Source organism: Halobacillus litoralis (assembly GCF_020524025.1).
GTDB classification, from domain to species: domain Bacteria; phylum Bacillota; class Bacilli; order Bacillales; family Halobacillaceae; genus Halobacillus; species Halobacillus litoralis_D.
The window spans coordinates 697745-714957 of record NZ_JAIVKN010000002.1 but is presented as its reverse complement, the minus strand read 5'-3'; the positions used below and the strand labels follow the sequence as shown (position 1 = coordinate 714957).

The window sequence follows — 17213 nt, the reverse complement described above, 5'->3', positions numbered from 1 at the left end:
ATAAATTGCCGAAAAACGTTGTGATCATAACCAAATAATTAGTGAGAGTGTGAATGATATGACTTGGATCCGCCCTATAAAACAAAAGAAGATGAAAGAATTAGATATCAGAAGTGACGTACCACAGCCGGCCACCTTATTTGACCGTCTGCTGGCGAATGATCCATCAACGTATGAAGCTTTTCTGCCATTACAAAAAGCGGTTAAAAACACCAGCCTCTCGGAAGGTTTAAGGGAAGCGGTTATTACCTTCGTTTCGATGAAAAATGGATGCCAATATTGTACGAAAAGTCATGCGCAGCTTCTGGAAGCTCATATAGAGAGGCAGGATGTTTTACAGTGGCTGCAGGATTATTCTTCCTCCACCATGAGTGACGAGTGGAAGGCTGCTTTAATTTATGCAGAACGACTGACAGCGAAGCCCGTTGAGGTAAGTAAAGAGGATGTAGAGCGTTTAATAAAACAGGGTTTTGATGAACAGCAAATCATGGAGCTCAACCAGACAATAGCCTACACAAGTTATACCAATCAAATATCCATTGGTTTAGGGTTGTAAGACAGAAAGAAGGAGACATGAAAGCGTGTCTCCTTCTTTGTTAACCTATAATTTTTATGGTTGACATTTATAAGTTCACTCCAGTATGTTAAATAATAGAAAAGAAAAGGGAGGAAAAAATGGAATGAAACGATCACGTTTATCCGCTTACGATATTACTATTGGAAGTCTGTTTGTGGCCTTAATGGCTATTGGTGCAAACATCACAGCGTTCTTACCATTCCTGCAAGTGCTGGGTGTTCCTTTAACGCTGCAAACCTTTTTTGCCATTTTAGCAGGTCTGATTTTAGGAAGCCGACTGGGATTTTTCTCTGTTTTCGTCTATGCATTACTTGGTTTAGCCGGGGCTCCTATTTTTGCAGGGTTTAGCGGCGGCATTTCAACACTGTTGTCACCGACATTTGGATTTATTGTATCTTATGTTATCTTAGCTTATTTTGTAGGGAAGATTGCTGAGTCTAAGAGGAACCTGCCACGATATATAATCGCAGCACTTACTGGTATATTTATTAATTATTTTATTGGAGTGAATTTGTTTTATTTTGCGCTTAATTTCTGGGCTGGTGGAGAAGGTATAAGCTTTACTTTGGCATGGTCCAGTATGGTGCCGTTCTTAATAAAAGATATCGCTCTCGCTGTAGCAGCTGCCTATTTTGCGATTCGGTTGGAGAGAACTCTCCTGCATCGCACGCAGCTTCGTCAGGCCGCATAAAAAAAGATCCGCAGCCCAGCGGATCTTTTTTTATGGATCTTCTGAGATAAACGCGCCGTGAACGAAGGTCATGATCGCAAACAATAGAAAAGCGATTAATAGGATAGTGCCGCCTACTATAAAAAACACGGTGTTAAAAGCGCCCAGTCCTTCAATGGGCTGTGTGTAATACAGCCACATCCCTGTTGTTAAACCGAAAACCCCGAAAAAAGACGTCCATACATGGGCTGTTGCAAGCTTGGAATCTTTGGGAATGGAGAAGACCTTATAATAAATACCAAAAGCAAATAAAGACAGCCAGCCGACAACTAAAATATGAGCGTGAATAGCGCTTAACTGTAAACCGCCCCCGCCGGCCATATGTGAGCCCATAAAGGCCCCGGCTAATGCGTAAAGGGCGGCTACTCGTACAAAAAAACGTGTGCGGTCCATCTCTTTTACCTCCAATGATACTGACTTAATCTTCCGTCATTATATCGAACCCCTATGGAAAAGAAAACGATATGAAAGGAAGTGTTGCAAAACGTTCACTTCATTGTTCGGTTATTCTGACTTTTGTGTGATTTGGAATGCCTATTTAATTCCTATATGATAAATGCAGAAGATAAACGAGAGGAGAGATTGTCTTTATGAAACATAGGTTGAAAGAGTTCTCAAATGAATTAAAAGAGAGTGGTGTGGATGTTGCTTTTATCAATTCCACGGAAAACTTCTTTTATTTAACAGGTTTTCATACAGATCCTCATGAAAGGTTGTTGGGATTACTGGTCTTCCCGGAGGCTGATCCGATTGCTGTTCTTCCCAATATGGAAAAAGGCCAGTTACGGGAAGCCGGATGGACGCATGATGTCATAGGATATGCTGACCATGAAAATCCATGGCAGCTGATTAAAGAACGAATGGAAGAAAAAGAATTGCTTTCTGTACAGAAAGCAGGGATTGAAAAGCAAGTTCTATCTTACGGAAGAAGTGAATCTTTCTTCGGTTTATTCCAAGATATAGAAATTGAAGATATAGAAAGCCGCTTAAACGAGATGCGTGTTATTAAAGATGATCATGAAATCAGCATTATGAAAGAAGCGGCGGAATTAGCTGACTTCGGTGTAAGGGTAGGAACGGAAGCCCTTCGTGAAGGAGTTACAGAGATGGAGGTGCTGGCCTCTATCGAGTACGAATTAAAGAAAAAAGGTGTCGCTGAGATGTCTTTCTCAACAATGGTTTTGTTTGGGGAAAAATCCGGTCAGCCTCACGGAAACCCAGGAGATCGCCGCTTGAAAGAAGGGGATTTTGTCCTTTTTGATCTTGGTGTGGTTTGGAAAGGGTATACTTCCGACATCACCCGCACGTTTGCTTTTAGAACTGTAAATGAACAACAGAGAGAGATCTATGAAATAGTTCGTGAGGCATTGGAGGCCTCTCTTGCTATCAGCAAACCTGGAACACGAATTGGCGACCTTGATCAAACAGCGCGGGATATTATCACTGAAGCAGGCTATGGAGATAAATTCCCTCACAGAATTGGACATGGTTTAGGGATCAATGTTCACGAATATCCTTCTATGAGTCACCTGAATGACGGAGTCTTGAAGAAAGGGATGACGTATACAATCGAACCCGGCATTTATGATCCGTCCATTGGAGGGGTTCGGCTGGAAGATGATGTACTCATTACTGAAGAAGGCGCTATTACCTTAACGAAAACTCCGAAAGAACTGCAAATTATAGAATAAAAGAAGGGCTGTCCGACGGGGCAGCCCTTCTTTTATTCTATTCGAGTGTATCCCCTCTCCTGTCATGATCTGCAGCGGGGTAAGTGCAGAATAGCTGGGATGTATTTTCATCTAAGCCTCTGGTCTTAGATGAAAATATATCTCCGGCTCATTACGCTGTCTTCCAGTCCCCGATATGATAAAGATAAGAAATGAGTAAGGAGGGAAAAAACAATGAAAAAGTTCTTACTTTTCATAGCCGGATTAATTGCTTTAAGCGTATTACTTGCGAACCTTGGACCGATGATCCTGCTGGGTGTGAGTGTCTGGCTCTTGTACATCGTGTTTAAACAATTCATGAAAAACGATTCGACTGCTGCTAAGATCAGCTGGGGAATTGCAGGGTTCATCATTCTGAGTGTAGCTGTATCCAACATATACGCTGTGGTAGGTGTAGCAGCTGCTTTTGCTCTCTATTGGATTTATAAAAAATGGACGAGCAGAGAAAGAGAGTCAAAGGGGCATTCTAACGATCCATTCACTAATTTCGAGCGTCAATGGGCAGAAATGAACAAATAAATTGGAAAAGGAGAATTTTATATGGCTAACTTATTTACTCGAATAAAAGACTCGATTACGGCGGATCTGCATGAAGTATTAGATCAAAAGGAGCAAAAAAATCCAATAGTGATGCTGAACCAGTATTTACGTGAAAGTGAAAGGGAGACAGAACGAGTAAGAAAGCTTGTGGAGCGTCAGTACCGGTTAAAAGATGAATTCACGCGTGAGTTTCAGAAGGCTCAAGATATGGCAGATAAACGCCGCCACCAGGCAGGGGTAGCTGAAAAGGCTGGCGAGGCGTCCATGTATGAATTTGCTTTAAAAGAACAGCAGGAGTATGAAGGAAGGGCAGAGCGTCTGAAAGCTTCGAGAACCGAAAGCATGGAGCAGTTGGAAGCTCTCGAACAGAAGTATGAAGAGATGAAGCACAAATTAAAGAACATGCACTTGAAACGTATGGAACTGATGGGGCGTGAAAACATAGCCAGAGCCCATCATCAAATGAACTGGGTAATAGAAGAAGCGTCGGACAAGCCATATTCCAGATTTAATGAGCTTGACCGCTATATAGAAGACTTGGAGTATAAGGTGAATAGTTCATACTACCACAATACGTTTGACAGTAAGATGGATGAACTTGAAAAGAACATAAGGAGCCAGGAAGAAATTTCGGCAAAGTAAATATATGATATGATAAAGGCGCAGTTTTCTGCGCCTTTATTGATGAAAGAAGAACGAATTCATGGAAGGAGGATGACCCTTATGTTTAAGAGACTTTCGACAAATACCATCAATGCCATATTAATCATTGGGGTGATCCTCCTGATAGTAGAGATCGTCTTTTTCAATGGCGGCCTCGTTTTCTCGGTATTATTTTCGGGTGTATTCATCTACATAGGGTGGAGAAATTACAAACCCTTATGGCGTAAAATTCTGTTTTGGATAGGGTTGGTCAGTTTAATTTTCACGATTCTCAGTATGATTGCCGTTCGTTTTCTTGTTCTAGCTGTTCTTTTTATATTTATTAGAAACTATTTAAAGTCCAGAGACAATCCAGAGTATATCTCCCCTTTAGTGGTCGACAACGAACAGGAAATACCGAAGAGTGAACAATGGATGGTCCAGAAGCTCTTCGGAAATCAGTCCACGCCGGATCACTCCTATGAATGGAAAGATATTAACATTCACGGAGGAATTGGCGACCGGGTGATTGACTTAAGCGAGACCGTTCTTCCTCACGATGAAGCGGTTATATCTATTCGACATTTTGCCGGCAATATGATTATTTATATCCCTTATGAAGTGGAAGTAAATGTTCATCATAGTGCTCTTATAGGCAGAGTTTCTATCTTTCAATATAAAAGAACAAACATGTTCAACCAGATTGTATCTTTTCAAACCTCTGAATATGGTCCGAAAAAACCAAGAGTTAAAATCATTACTTCCATTGTCTCCGGTGATCTTGAGGTGAAGAGGATATGAATGTATGGCAGAGACAACTGCTCTCCAGTCTATTTACGTTCTTCCTATTCTCCGCTGTTCTTTTAGGTATTACTTTTTTCGCTTTTCCCATAAATTCGTGGGCGGACCTCTGGAGTCAGCAAGTCTTGGATTTACCATTCGGTTTTTTAATTTTAGTCGTCTCACTTTCTGCTGGATTGGTAACAGGGATCCTTCAAGGTTGGTTTTGGCGTCGTCAGCTGTATACAATTGAATATAAATTAAGTGAGCTGGAAAAAGGAACTCAACTCAGTTATGGTGAGGCAGAAATACTTGAGGTTAATCAAATTGAAGAGAAAATGAAGCGGATAGAGGCTAAGATCGTGAAACAAACGGAGCTTGCCCAACGTATGGTAACAGAGAGAGCAGAAGAGCGGGAACAAAGCTTACAGGAAGTCGTTGTCCAGGAAAGAAACCGGTTGGCTAGGGAACTTCATGATTCTGTCAGCCAGCAATTATTTGCAGCGTCTATGATGATCTCAGCTATTAACCAGGCGGAAGAATCGGACAGAGTTTCCGCACCTAAACAATTGCAGATGGTGGAGAAAATGATTCACCAGTCACAGCTGGAAATGAGAGCCCTTCTGCTTCATTTGCGACCTGTGGCACTAAAGGATAAATCACTAGCTGAAGGAGCTCAAGAGCTGCTTGATGAGTTAACCCAAAAAGTACCGATGGATATCCATTGGTCCATTGAAACGATGAAGTTAGACAAAGGCGTCGAGGATCATTTATTTAGAATTCTTCAGGAATCGGTTTCGAATACTCTCAGACATGCCAAGGCTTCCAGCTTAAATGTCATGTTAATTGAACGTGATCGTTTCATTATTCTTCGTATTATTGACGATGGGACTGGCTTTGATGTAAAAGAAGGAAAAGCAAGTTCTTATGGGCTGCAGAATATGGAGGAACGAGCGTTTGAAATCGGGGGAACGTTAAAAATCGTCAGCGTAAAAGGACAGGGGACAAGGCTTGAAGTGAAAGTCCCCTATCGTAACCAAGGAGGGGAAGCCTAATGATCACTGTTTTGTTTGCTGATGACCATGAAATGGTTCGTATCGGCGTGTCTGCTTACTTATCTGCTCAGCCTGATATTGAGGTTGTGGCAGAAGCTGATGACGGAGAAGAAGCTGTTGAATTATCCTTAAGTCTCCGCCCGGACGTTATTCTTATGGATTTAGTGATGGATCAGATGGATGGAATTGAAGCTACGAAGCGTATTGTGGCAAAGTGGCCGGATGCCAAAATTATTATTGTGACAAGTTTTTTAGATGATGATAAAGTCTATCCAGCCTTGGAAGCAGGGGCAACAAGTTATATGTTAAAAACATCCAAGGCAGAAGAAATTGCAAATGCCATACGGTCCACGCATGAAGGTCAGTCTATATTGGAACCTGAAGTAACGGGTAAAATTATGACCAAAATGCGCAATCCGAATGTGCAGGATCTCCATGAGCAGCTAACCGTCCGTGAAAAAGAAGTGCTTTTATTAATGGCAGAGGGAAAAACAAACCAGGATATTTCTGAACAACTGTTTATAGCATTAAAGACTGTGAAAGTTCATGTCAGCAATATTCTTGGAAAGCTGCAGGTGGACGACCGGACACAAGCCGTAATCTATGCATTTAAACATGATTTGATAGAGTAAAACCTCGACAGCGGCTGTCGAGGTTTTTTTATGGTTGAATTGTAACTAGTATAAAAGCTGTAATTAGGATGAGGTAGAAGATAATTAATTTCCAATAAATGTTCTTCATGGACATCCCTTCTTTAAACAAGATATTTCATTAATTTTACGTGAAGAATTCATTAAAAATGACAAAATTTACAGAAAAACGTAGTGATGCCCTTTCAGCTTCTGATACACTTTCTCTAATACTTATGCTTGTTTTGGTATCGTTTTGGGAATACAAATAGATAGAGGTGATACACGTGGAATGGATGAACCAAATAGCAAAACAGCCCACATGGTCCGGCGAAATTTCCAACCGGGAAGCAAAAGAACAAGTAGCCGAACAAGTCAGTCATCTAGTGAAGAACGGGGATACAATCGGCGTAGGATCTGGATCTACTTCTTTCCTTGCCCTGGAGAAAATCGCGGAACGAGTCCACAGGGGTGAGATGGATATACTTGCAGTTCCTACATCAAAAGAAGCTGAAATGAACTGTCAATACTTTGGACTTAAAACAACCTCGCTCCTCTCCGCTAAGCCCGACTGGGGATTTGACGGAGCAGATGAAGTCGATCAGCAGAATCGTCTTATAAAAGGCAGGGGTGGAGCGTTATTTGCAGAAAAACTCGTGATGGCAAGCTCCCCTAAAACGTATATTTTAGTAGATAAGAGTAAGCATGTCGGGCGACTCGGGGAGAACTTCGCTATTCCGGTAGAAGTGGATCCTGATGCTATTCATTTAGTGGAAATGAAATTGGCGGAATTTCCTGTTGATCATATCCAGTTACGAATGGCTGAATCGAAAGACGGCCCCGTCATTACAGAAAGAGGAAATGTATTAATGGATATGAAAGTCACAAATGTTACAAATGACATGGAGAAAGAGTTGAGTGCCATCCCTGGAGTCATTGAAACAGGGTTGTTCATTGGGTATTCCGTGGAAATTTTGACAGTTTGACGCCCATTTTACTTATATTTATTGGTACTTTGTAATACTTTTTCTATAATAGTAGTAAATCCTTAGTTTAAAGGGGAATCATTATGGGACTGCCAAAGAGGATTGCTTATCAAGATCAACGATACCCGTATATTGTACTTGCACCGATAGGGAAGAAAAATAAACAGATTCGTTCCATCGGACATAAATTTGAACGCAGTTTACTATCCAGGTTAAACGACGCGATCGAGGATCAAATAAACAATCAGAATCTTGACGTTACATCCATTCGTTCCTATATGGGGTTATCAGAAAAAGCTGTCCTGCCTGTTTCTTTTCAAAAAGAGGAGACAATTCATCCACACTTGCTCCGCCCAGAATTATTCTTGTGGAGGTCCTTGCCGGAAGAACATGGACTACCCATGAAAGAAGATTATTTATATCCGACAGATTTCACTCATCTTTCCTCTGAACAGCTGAATCAGCATGTAGGGGAAGTAATGGAAGATTATCTGTTTTTATCTCATATAAGTCAACACAGCCGGGAATATTGGCTTTCTAAAATAGCCAAGGCTTTTCATAAACACCCGCTCGTTCAATTATTCCATGAGAAAAGGGAAGTGATTGATGCGGTTGAGGTGATGAATCAATCATCTTTACTCTCTGTTTTGAACTACCCGGAAGATGTGGCTTACTGGAGGCACAGAGTTGATATTGTTATGCGGCCTTTTCGTTCTCTGCCGGCGGACTGGTTAAGAGGGACGCAGGAATGCTGTTCTCATAAAAAAGTTCTGGAGTTTGATTCTGCCCGCCGTTGTATTTGCTGCTACTGTGAAGTTTGTGATTTCTGTCTGTATTATCATGTAGATGAAAATGACGTAAGCTTTACAGAAGAGTTTGATACGGAGCGGGCTAATAAACGGATTCACACGATTGAGCAGCAATTCAATGATATTGCAAAGCAGAATGAGCGCTTATTAGAGCAGTTAGGTCAACTGAGGGCTCTGAAGAAACAATTAAATACAGCACGAAAAACACTAGATGAAAGCTTAACCATCATTAAACAAATAGAAAGGTACCAAAGGAAGCAGGAAGAGCTTACATCCTACCCTCTTTTGTACATGTATGACAAATTAAGCCGGACGTATATACCTGAGCGTAAGGATGGTTCTGAACTCCTGTGGCTGTCGAAGGTACAGATGGATGATGTCAGGGTCTTAAAAGAACTCGCGGAGTGGCAGACTATTGTACCAGAACACGTCTACCCAATCACAAGCCATGTCCTTGAAGAGTTAAAAGTTAAACTTGAAGAAGTCCGCTATCATGATGATGATGTAATCATTACTGTGAAAGGCCGTTCATTAACCTATGCTTATACGCAGCAGATTCTTGATTTCATTTATTACTATGGTACAGATTATCCCGTTCACACCCTTGTGCAAATGCTGGCCGGAAAAGCGACAAATAAACTTCGAAGCTTATATCTGCACGAAACGCGATGGTTTGGCTTATTATCCAATTGGCCTGAGAAACATATTCAGAAACTGTTCACTCAATTAGAGAAACAAGGGTGGTTAATGAAACAGCAAAAAGGATATTCCATCAGTGATGATGCAGAAGAGGTCATGTAATAGAGGGAAGACCTGCTGAAATGGCAGGTCTTCTTTTCCTTGTTTTCTAATTAGAAAGCGGTTACTTATGCTATAATGCCTTTACATACATCATGTGAAAAAGGTTTCTAAATGAATTCTTATTCATAACTCATGATATAGAGAACGAATATAGACAATAGAATTTTGGTCTTTTGGAAGGAGTAGAGATATGAAGTCAATTTATCACCAAGCCTTAGGCGAAGAGTTTCATCGCCTTCATCCTGAAATGCAGAAAAAGTACGGTCTTACGAGCAAGCAGAATTTAATGATGCTTGGTCAGGGAAGGATGACGGAAATTAGAGGAGCACATCCACTCCTGCGCCCCCTTTTTCAGATTGGAATAAAAGATCATCTTGTATTTGGCGAAAGAGGGAAAGATGTCCCTTTTACTCTTGAAAATTATGTATATACAGATGAGAAGGGGCGGGAAACGGTTAGTTGGATTCGGCGCTTCTTTTTTCCATATTCCATCAGAGGATTTGATGCAGCTATGCGGTATGATGAGGATAAGCAGTGCATTGTAGATGATTTAGGGAAATCAGGGAACGTGCAGACTGAACTAAACCTTCATGTAACCTCTGAGGGGGGATTATATATGGACTCAAAAGCTGTTAATATTTATGGAAGCTTAGTCGTAAATGCGCCCCAAACCTCCGTCTATGAGCATTATGATGAGGAAGAAGAAGCATATCGCGTCCATGTCCATGTCGAACACCCTCTGTTTGGTACATTGCTTATGTATGAAGGAGCAGTGCATACAGAATTTTTACCGATGACTTATAACAATATCCCTGAACGAGGGGTTATAGAGTAGAGGAGGAGAGGTCGTGTCTCAGCATCCTTCCAATGAGAATGAAAGTATTTATACGGATTTTTTGAACCGAATGACTTATGGGGAGTATTTAAAGTTGGATGACCTCTTAAATGCTCAACAACGACTGTCCTCTCATCATGATGAAATGCTTTTTATTATTATCCATCAGGTGAGTGAACTGTGGATGAAACTGATTCTGCATGAATTAAAGGCGGCTATAGATGCTATTAGCCAGGATGACATGCAGGCAGCTTTTAAGATGCTTGCCCGTGTGTCAAGTATACAGAAGCAGATCATTCAGGCGTGGGATGTGTTATCGACTCTTACTCCAGCTGAATATAAGGAATTTAGAGGTCAACTTGGACAGGCATCTGGATTTCAGTCCTATCAATACAGGATGATAGAGTTTGTTTTAGGGTACAAGACAAGTCACGTCCTTAAAATCTACAAAAAAACCCCTGAATTGTATAAAGAGCTTGTGTCAGCTTATCAGGCCCCTGGTTTATATGATGCGGCAGTCAGAAAACTCTCAGAAGCTGGTTTCCCGATAAAAACCGACCTCCTTAACAGAGATTTTACTAAGAATTATGAGCCGGACTCATCGGTGGAAGCTGCTTGGGAACAGGTGTACAAACATGTAGGGAACTATTGGGAGCTGTATCAGCTTGCCGAGAAGCTGGTCGATATCGAGGACAGTCTTCAACAATGGCGTTATAGGCATATGAAGACTGTTGAAAGAATAATTGGTCATAAGAAGGGAACGGGAGGTTCTTCTGGTGTAGGGTATTTAAAACAAGTACTCGATCACAGATTCTTTCCGGAATTATGGGATGTACGTACGAATCTGTAATTGACTGAAAATAATGAATATATCGAAGTAATTAAATGATTGTTACATTTGTGTTACAATGGGTTGTGTAACTATGAGTAAAGAGGGAATTGAATGAAACAACCTATTATATATACATTATTGTTGGTCATATTATTTGTTTCCGGATGCTCTTTCATTGCAAGTGCCAATGAAGAAGCTGAAAAAGATAAAGTAAAAGAACAGCCGATGTACGATATTACCATGGAAACAGATCTTGTAGAGTTTAAGGAATACCATATTACAATCCATTATCCGCAGACACCGAATAACCGGATAAACCAGACGATTGTAGATTATGTTAATCAGCAGAAGGCTTCCTTTAAACAGGAAAGTTATAAGAATAAACAAAACACGGAAGAAACAGAATCTCACGAGCTGCATATTGACTTTGATGTCATTCATCAGGACCAGCGTTTCTTTGTGGTTCATTTTACAGAAACAATGGATGTTGGAGAAGATGAACTGATGACTGGTCAAACGGTTATGAACTTCGATAAACAAAATGGAGAGCTCCTGACTATGGAGGAGCTTTTTAAAGATGACCTCTATTATGTAGAGCGTTTGTATGAATTGACGATACAAAAGCTTGAAAGTGAAGAAATGAAGGGCGGAACAGCAGCCGATGATTTAGAAGCAACTGCTTCTACGTTTGAAAATACAGCCATAACGGGAGAAGGTCTGCTTGTTTTTCTCGATTCCTCCGGCCCATCCGTTTACGATAAAGTCTTACTAGAAATGGAGCAGGTTACCCCGTTACTGCGTTCTCAATATGTGGAAGATCTTGTGAAATCATTAAACATAGAGAAGGATCATAAATCTGTGGAAGCTTTTGAACCCACACCTAACTTTGAATCGGAGCGATTAGATGAGGAAGGTAAGAAAGTAGCCCTCACTTTTGATGATGGTCCCCACCCTGAATACACCGATGAAATCCTTGACTTGCTGGATCGTCATGAAGCAAGAGCGTCCTTTTTCATGATTGGTAAAAGAGTGAGTTTTTATCCTGATATGGCCCGGGAAGTAGCGGCCAGTGGACATGAAATTGGGGGTCATACTTGGAATCATCCCCGTCTGAGTCGGTTAGGTGCACATCAGGTGGAAGAGCAGATCACTTCCACACAGAGGATGATCAAGCTGGTAACCGGGAAACAGACAGAGTTGATTCGTCTACCATTTGGAGAGGCACCGGTATCTTCTTATAACCATTCAGTGGAAGCTGTACCTTGGACAGTTTACTCTGAGAAGTGGAGCAGCCAAGGTCCGGAGAAGATAGCGCAGGATATTCTTTCCCAAGTGGAAGACGGTTCAATTGTCCTTCTTCATGAACTTCAAAATAATACGGTGGAGACCGTGAAGATCCTTTTGGATAAATTATCATCTAAAGGGTATCAGTTTGTTGCTGTCAGTGATTTAATGGAATAGAAAAGAACCGCTTGAAAACAAGCGGTTCTTTTTTTATATCTATAATTGATCGGAAAATATACTGCTCCACCTATCAAATTCCACTAGAAATCCGTCATGCCCATAATCAGTCGGTATGTGATGGTGGGAGGCATCGGGTGGGTATTCTGCAAACTTTCGAATGAGCTGCTCCGGATATAAGAGGTCATGTTCAAAACTTATCGTATGGACTGTAGCTTTATACATTTTGGCAGCTGTTTTCCAGCCTTGGCGGTCCCGGCCAATATCATGGTTGTTCATAGCTTCCAATAAATAAAGGTAGCTGTTAGCATCGAACCGTTGCTTTATTTTGTCCCCTTGATAATCCAAATAGGATTGTATGTCATAAGATGTGCCTTCGTTCGAGCGATCGAACCTTTTTTCAAATAAGGTGCGGCTCCGATAGGTCACCATCCCTGTCATTCGTGCAATTTCGAAACCATTCAGCTGCTGATTGGTTTCATAGTTTCCCTGTTTAAAAGACGGATCACTTTTAATAGCGCGTGCACCGATGTGATTGAAGGCAATTCCATAATCACTTAAATAGGGGGTGGCAGCAAGAATAAACAGGTCTTCCATAAAGTCTGGATAAAGTAAACCCCATTCATACGTCTGCATGCCGCCCAATGATCCGCCTGCGACAGCTTTAACCCCTCTGATGCCAAGCAATTGCAGGGCTTTATGCTGTGCATGAACCATGTCCCGGATTGTAACCTTAGGGAAGGATTGCCGGTATTTTTTTCCTGTTTTTGGATTGACACTGGCTGGACCTGTGGATCCGTGACATCCACCCAGCACGTTGAATGTTAGAATTTGATATTTTGTAGTATCTATTGGGCAGCCTTCTCCGATTAAACCCGCCCACCAGCCAGGTTCCTCTCTGGAGCCAATGGCAAGGTGATTCCCTGTTAAAGCATGACACACTAAAATAACAGGCGCGTCATGGGGACCAAACCGTTCATAGGCCAGCTCGACTTGTTCTAATTGTTCTCCTGATTCACAAGTAAACGAACCGATAGAAATCGTTTTGCTTACAAGTGGTTGGCTGGTGGGATTCTTTAATGACATGCTTTTATTCTCCTTTCTGTTGTTTATACGGTAATGAGAGACTTTGTAATGTCTTCTCCAGAGCGGATCGCAATAATTGTCTCATAGAGACTTACTCCTGATATGACCTGCTCATCCTCACCCGGATAAACTTTCTTCGACCAGATAAGGCCGGGTTGAATAGACTGTACGATTTGCAGGCCTTCTTTGTTTAACTCCTCAAAATAAATTACATCAAATGTGCCGGATGAGTAATTTCGTACATCTTCTACCTGTGTTAGAACCTCTACATTAAAACCTAACCGTTCTAATTTGGCTCGTTCGCTTTGTAAGCCGTTGGACAAGGAAGGAACTATACCGATGGTTTTCTTTCTAATATCTCCATTCGAGCGATCCAGGGAAGAGGATAAAATAGTCTCTGTTATATGCTTTTCTTTGCCATAGGGTCTGCTTACGCCGGTAGCATGAGATATCGCAGCGTCGAGATCTTTAATTAAATCTTCTGCTGCTTCTAACCCCACAGACAAACGTACAAGTTCTTCTGATACTCCGGATTTAATTAAATTTTCTTCGCTTAATTGCTGGTGTGTCGTAGAGGCTGGGTGGATAATTAATGATTTGGCATCCCCTACGTTGGCGACATGAGACCAAATGGTTGTATGATCAATCAGTTGACGACCTGATGTGCGTCCGCCTTTAATTCCGAAAACGACCATGGATCCGAACCCATAATTCAAGTATTTTTTAGCCAGGGGGTGGGTTGGATGATCGGTTAGACCAGGATAGTTCACCCAGTCAACTCCTCCATGTTGTTTGAGGTACTCCGCAATCTCCAAAGCTTGATCGGAATGTTTTTTAATGCGGAGGTGCAGCGTTTCTAATCCCTGTAGTAGTAAAAAAGCATTTTGCGGACTGAGGCATGCGCCGATGTCACGGAGCAGTTGTACCCTCAGTTTTATTGCGAAACCAGCAGGTCCTACATCTGTTGAGAAGCGGATGCCGTTATAACTTTCATCAGGCTCTGTAAAACCAGGAAACTTCTCGTGATTCCAGTCGAATCGCCCGCTGTCTACCACAATTCCGCCAATAGCCGTTCCGTGTCCGCCGATCCACTTGGTTGCGGAGTGAACGACTACGTCCGCTCCCCAGGCTATAGGTTTACATATATAAGGAGTAGCGAAAGTGTTGTCAATAATCAATGGAATGTGGTGATCGTGAGCGACATCGGCCACTTTTTCGATGTCCAGGACATTCAAACTGGGATTGCCAATGGTTTCTGCAAATATAGCTTTTGTGTTAGGGGTGATGGCCTCTGCAAATGCTTCCGGGTCATTGCCGTCAACGAAATTCACCTGGATGCCATAACGAGGAAGGGTATGGACAAATAGATTATAGGTCCCTCCGTAAAGATCGGTGGATGCGACAATGTCATCTCCTGCTTCTGCAACATTGAGAACAGCCATTGTGATGGCGGACATCCCTGAAGCTGTTGCAACAGCTGCAACGCCATCCTCCAGCAAGGCAACTCTTTTCTCCAATACATCAATGGTCGGGTTGCCGATTCTGGTGTAAATGTTTCCCGGCTCAGCTAAGGAAAATAAATTTTGGGCGTGTTCTGTGTCATTAAAGACGTAAGAAGTTGTCTGGTATATAGGGACCGCTCTTGAACCTGTGGCAGGGTCAGGTTCCTGTCCTCCGTGAAGCAGCTGTGTTTCAGGGCCATATGTGTGGTAAGGTAACGTCATACATTTACTCCTCCTCAATAGATATGTTCTAGGAATCCCTTCAGGTAAGTAAAAAATATGAAAAGCCCTCTTCTGTAAGAAAGAAGAGGGCTTTATGTATTTATACCTCCCCTTATCTTTCAGATCTGTTGACCTGTAGGATGTAGCACCTTTTCAAGGTATGACCTTGAAGGTTGCCGGGCGTCGTAGGGCCTAGTCCCTCTGCCGCTCTAGATAAGAGTTATGCTATTTAATTATCTGACTTGTTTGAAATTATAAAGGGGACCCTCCTTATTGTCAATTATTAATGAAAAATTATAAGAACGTTTGAATTACCCAGCTGATGGGAATGGATAGTTAAGTCTATGATGAAGGAGTGAATTTCATGAAACAATATAGTGTAGTACCAAATAAAGATGTAACCGGATGGTTTGTGAAAATTGAGGATGTGGCTCCTACTGATCTTTTTGATGAGCGTGATACAGCCATTGAGAAGGCGGAGGAAATTGCAAAAGATAACACACCAAGCAAACTTTCTATTTTAAACCAAAACCATGAAGTTGAAGAAGAAAGAACATATTAACAAAAAACTCCCTATGAGGGAGTTTTTTTAATGCATTTTTGTGGACCGAAGGTAATCAGGTGTCCCAACTATCGTCACCCAGATAAGGTTTTCCCATTGTAATCAGACGATGGTCCTTCTAGTCTTTTACTGATAAACCCGTTATGATTGGTGTAAAAAGAACAGTGAGGATGAGTGGGGTTATGGAAAATAGATACGATGTCATCATCGTAGGGGCCAGAGTAGCTGGATCCAGCTTAGCTAATTGGTTAGGAAGGATGGGAAAGCGTGTCCTATTATTAGATAAAGCAGGTTTTCCAAGTGATACCTTGTCCACTCATTTTATGTCTCATACGAAATTCTTAGAAGAATTGGGGGTCCTTTCCCAACTTGAGGATACTGGCTTAAGAAAAATACAACGTATGCGGACCTATATTGGTGAAAGTTTTATTGAAGGACCTCGAGCTTCATATACAATCATTCCTAAACGTGACCAGTTGGATTATGCTTTGCTTGAAGAGGCACGGAAATATCCTTCTGTCACATTTAAATCCCAGACTACTGCAAGGGAGCTTTTGTGGGAAGGGAATCAGGTGATTGGTCTCAGAATTGAGGAGAAGGGGAGATCCTATCATGTTTATAGTGACCTTGTTGTAGGAGCGGACGGCAAGAACTCGAACATCGCCCATTGGGTTCAGGCTGAAACATACAATCAGACGAATCCCTTACGTCCGGTCTTATATGGGTACTATAAAGGAGTCCGGCCTCTCCAGACCCCTACAACAGAAATATTCCTTCACGATGGTCGGATTGGTTTTGTTTTTCCAATGGAAGAAGGGAGAGACTGTTTGGGAATTGAGATCCATCCTGATGAGTTCAAAGAAATGATGAAGTCTCCTAAAGAGAACTTTGAGCTCATGTTTCATCAGTTTTATGGAATGAAAGAAAGAATGGAACAAGCTCATCTCGAAAGTAAAATTATCGGAACCCCTGGTATGCCTAATTTTTTCCGCAAAGCGTTTGGAAACGGCTGGGCACTTGTGGGGGACGCTGGGCATAGTAAGGACCCAAGTACAGGACTTGGGATAAACGATGCGTTTATGCAGTCTTATCTCCTTGCCGATGCCATCAAAGAGATAGATGAAGGTATGACTTGGTCAGAGGCGATGCAGGAGTTTGAGGATAAAAGAGATCAGCAGCTTCTTCCAGGATTTCAATTAACCCTGGATTATATCCATTCCTTGAAAAAATGGACAGTAAATGAAGTCGCTCTTTTTCAATCCATTGCAGCGAATCCGATGGTTTGGAATAAACTCGTCCCTCATCTAGGAATGCACTTGGAAGAGAGCACCAGTGAATTCCCGTTGTTTTATACAGCAGTAGAAATGGAAGCAGAGACCTTTGGGTATAAGAAGGATTAAAAAGAAAAAGATCGAATTTGTAGTAAAGAGGTGA

The 17213-nt window shown here is 41.7% G+C and carries 18 protein-coding genes and 1 riboswitch; of the genes, 15 read left to right on the top strand and 3 right to left on the bottom strand.

All coding sequences use genetic code 11. From position 1 onward, the window contains the following. The first annotated feature begins 58 nt into the window (after positions 1–58). Together LC036_RS10020 and LC036_RS10015 are read left to right on the top strand one after the other, a co-directional pair. Positions 59–556, top strand: a complete 498-nt coding sequence (locus LC036_RS10020) for a carboxymuconolactone decarboxylase family protein (RefSeq protein WP_226581687.1) — start codon at positions 59–61, stop codon at positions 554–556. Positions 557–680: 124 nt separating this feature from the next. Then, positions 681–1268, top strand: coding sequence for a biotin transporter BioY (locus tag LC036_RS10015; RefSeq protein ID WP_226581686.1), 588 nt, complete (start codon positions 681–683; stop codon positions 1266–1268). 30 nt (positions 1269–1298) lie between these two features. Here the strand turns inward: LC036_RS10015 and LC036_RS10010 are convergent, their stop codons facing one another. Then, positions 1299–1700, bottom strand: coding sequence for a hypothetical protein (locus LC036_RS10010; protein WP_226581684.1), 402 nt, complete (start codon positions 1698–1700; stop codon positions 1299–1301). Between the two features lie 197 nt (positions 1701–1897). Here LC036_RS10010 and LC036_RS10005 point away from each other — a divergent pair, with 197 nt between their 5' ends. From LC036_RS10005 to LC036_RS09955, 11 genes are all read left to right on the top strand, one after another. Next, positions 1898–2998 (top strand): M24 family metallopeptidase, encoded by a 1101-nt coding sequence (locus LC036_RS10005; RefSeq protein WP_226581682.1) that lies wholly within the window; start codon positions 1898–1900, stop codon positions 2996–2998. 213 nt (positions 2999–3211) lie between these two features. After that, positions 3212–3556 (top strand): flagellar basal body rod protein, encoded by a 345-nt coding sequence (locus LC036_RS10000; protein WP_226581681.1) that lies wholly within the window; start codon positions 3212–3214, stop codon positions 3554–3556. 21 nt (positions 3557–3577) lie between these two features. Then, the gene (locus LC036_RS09995; RefSeq protein WP_226581679.1) at positions 3578–4219 is read left to right on the top strand and encodes a PspA/IM30 family protein; all 642 of its coding nucleotides are present in this window, start codon (positions 3578–3580) and stop codon (positions 4217–4219) included. 81 nt (positions 4220–4300) lie between these two features. Then, positions 4301–5020: a cell wall-active antibiotics response protein LiaF gene (liaF, locus tag LC036_RS09990; protein ID WP_226581676.1), complete on the top strand. Its 720-nt coding sequence runs from the start codon at positions 4301–4303 to the stop codon at positions 5018–5020. Further along, entirely contained in the window at positions 5017–6054 is a 1038-nt protein-coding gene (locus tag LC036_RS09985; protein WP_226581674.1) for a sensor histidine kinase, read from the top strand. The genes liaF and LC036_RS09985 overlap by 4 nt, the downstream gene beginning before the upstream one ends. Then, entirely contained in the window at positions 6054–6686 is a 633-nt protein-coding gene (locus tag LC036_RS09980; protein ID WP_226581672.1) for a response regulator transcription factor, read from the top strand. The genes LC036_RS09985 and LC036_RS09980 overlap by 1 nt, the downstream gene beginning before the upstream one ends. Positions 6687–6979: 293 nt before the next feature. Continuing rightward, positions 6980–7669: a ribose 5-phosphate isomerase A gene (rpiA, locus tag LC036_RS09975; RefSeq protein WP_226581670.1), complete on the top strand. Its 690-nt coding sequence runs from the start codon at positions 6980–6982 to the stop codon at positions 7667–7669. Between the two features lie 83 nt (positions 7670–7752). After that, positions 7753–9279 carry an RQC-minor-2 family DNA-binding protein gene (locus LC036_RS09970; RefSeq protein ID WP_226581668.1) on the top strand — a complete coding sequence of 509 codons (1527 nt, stop codon included), beginning with the start codon at positions 7753–7755 and terminating at the stop codon, positions 9277–9279. A 190-nt stretch (positions 9280–9469) separates the two neighbouring features. Then, positions 9470–10114 carry a DUF4166 domain-containing protein gene (locus LC036_RS09965; protein ID WP_226581666.1) on the top strand — a complete coding sequence of 215 codons (645 nt, stop codon included), beginning with the start codon at positions 9470–9472 and terminating at the stop codon, positions 10112–10114. 13 nt (positions 10115–10127) lie between these two features. Continuing rightward, positions 10128–10964: a tryptophan 2,3-dioxygenase gene (gene kynA / locus LC036_RS09960; RefSeq protein WP_319004455.1), complete on the top strand. Its 837-nt coding sequence runs from the start codon at positions 10128–10130 to the stop codon at positions 10962–10964. A gap of 93 nt (positions 10965–11057) precedes the next feature. Then, positions 11058–12407 (top strand): polysaccharide deacetylase family protein, encoded by a 1350-nt coding sequence (locus tag LC036_RS09955; protein WP_226581664.1) that lies wholly within the window; start codon positions 11058–11060, stop codon positions 12405–12407. A 39-nt stretch (positions 12408–12446) separates the two neighbouring features. On the opposite strand, the gene metX is transcribed toward LC036_RS09955, so the two are convergent. Both metX and LC036_RS09945 read right to left on the bottom strand, forming a co-directional pair. Then, positions 12447–13493: a homoserine O-acetyltransferase MetX gene (gene metX / locus LC036_RS09950; protein WP_226581661.1), complete on the bottom strand. Its 1047-nt coding sequence runs from the start codon at positions 13491–13493 to the stop codon at positions 12447–12449. 23 nt (positions 13494–13516) lie between these two features. Further along, on the bottom strand, positions 13517–15217 hold the full coding sequence (locus LC036_RS09945; RefSeq protein ID WP_226581659.1) for an O-acetylhomoserine aminocarboxypropyltransferase/cysteine synthase family protein: 1701 nt from the start codon (positions 15215–15217) through the stop codon (positions 13517–13519). A 109-nt stretch (positions 15218–15326) separates the two neighbouring features. Next, a riboswitch (SAM riboswitch) is annotated at positions 15327–15437 on the bottom strand. Between the two features lie 144 nt (positions 15438–15581). Between LC036_RS09945 and LC036_RS09940 the strand changes: the two genes are divergently transcribed. Both LC036_RS09940 and LC036_RS09935 read left to right on the top strand, forming a co-directional pair. Continuing rightward, positions 15582–15779 (top strand): DUF2188 domain-containing protein, encoded by a 198-nt coding sequence (locus tag LC036_RS09940; RefSeq protein ID WP_226581657.1) that lies wholly within the window; start codon positions 15582–15584, stop codon positions 15777–15779. Between the two features lie 182 nt (positions 15780–15961). Next, positions 15962–17179, top strand: a complete 1218-nt coding sequence (locus tag LC036_RS09935) for an NAD(P)/FAD-dependent oxidoreductase (protein ID WP_226581656.1) — start codon at positions 15962–15964, stop codon at positions 17177–17179. The last annotated feature ends 34 nt before the right edge of the window (positions 17180–17213 follow it).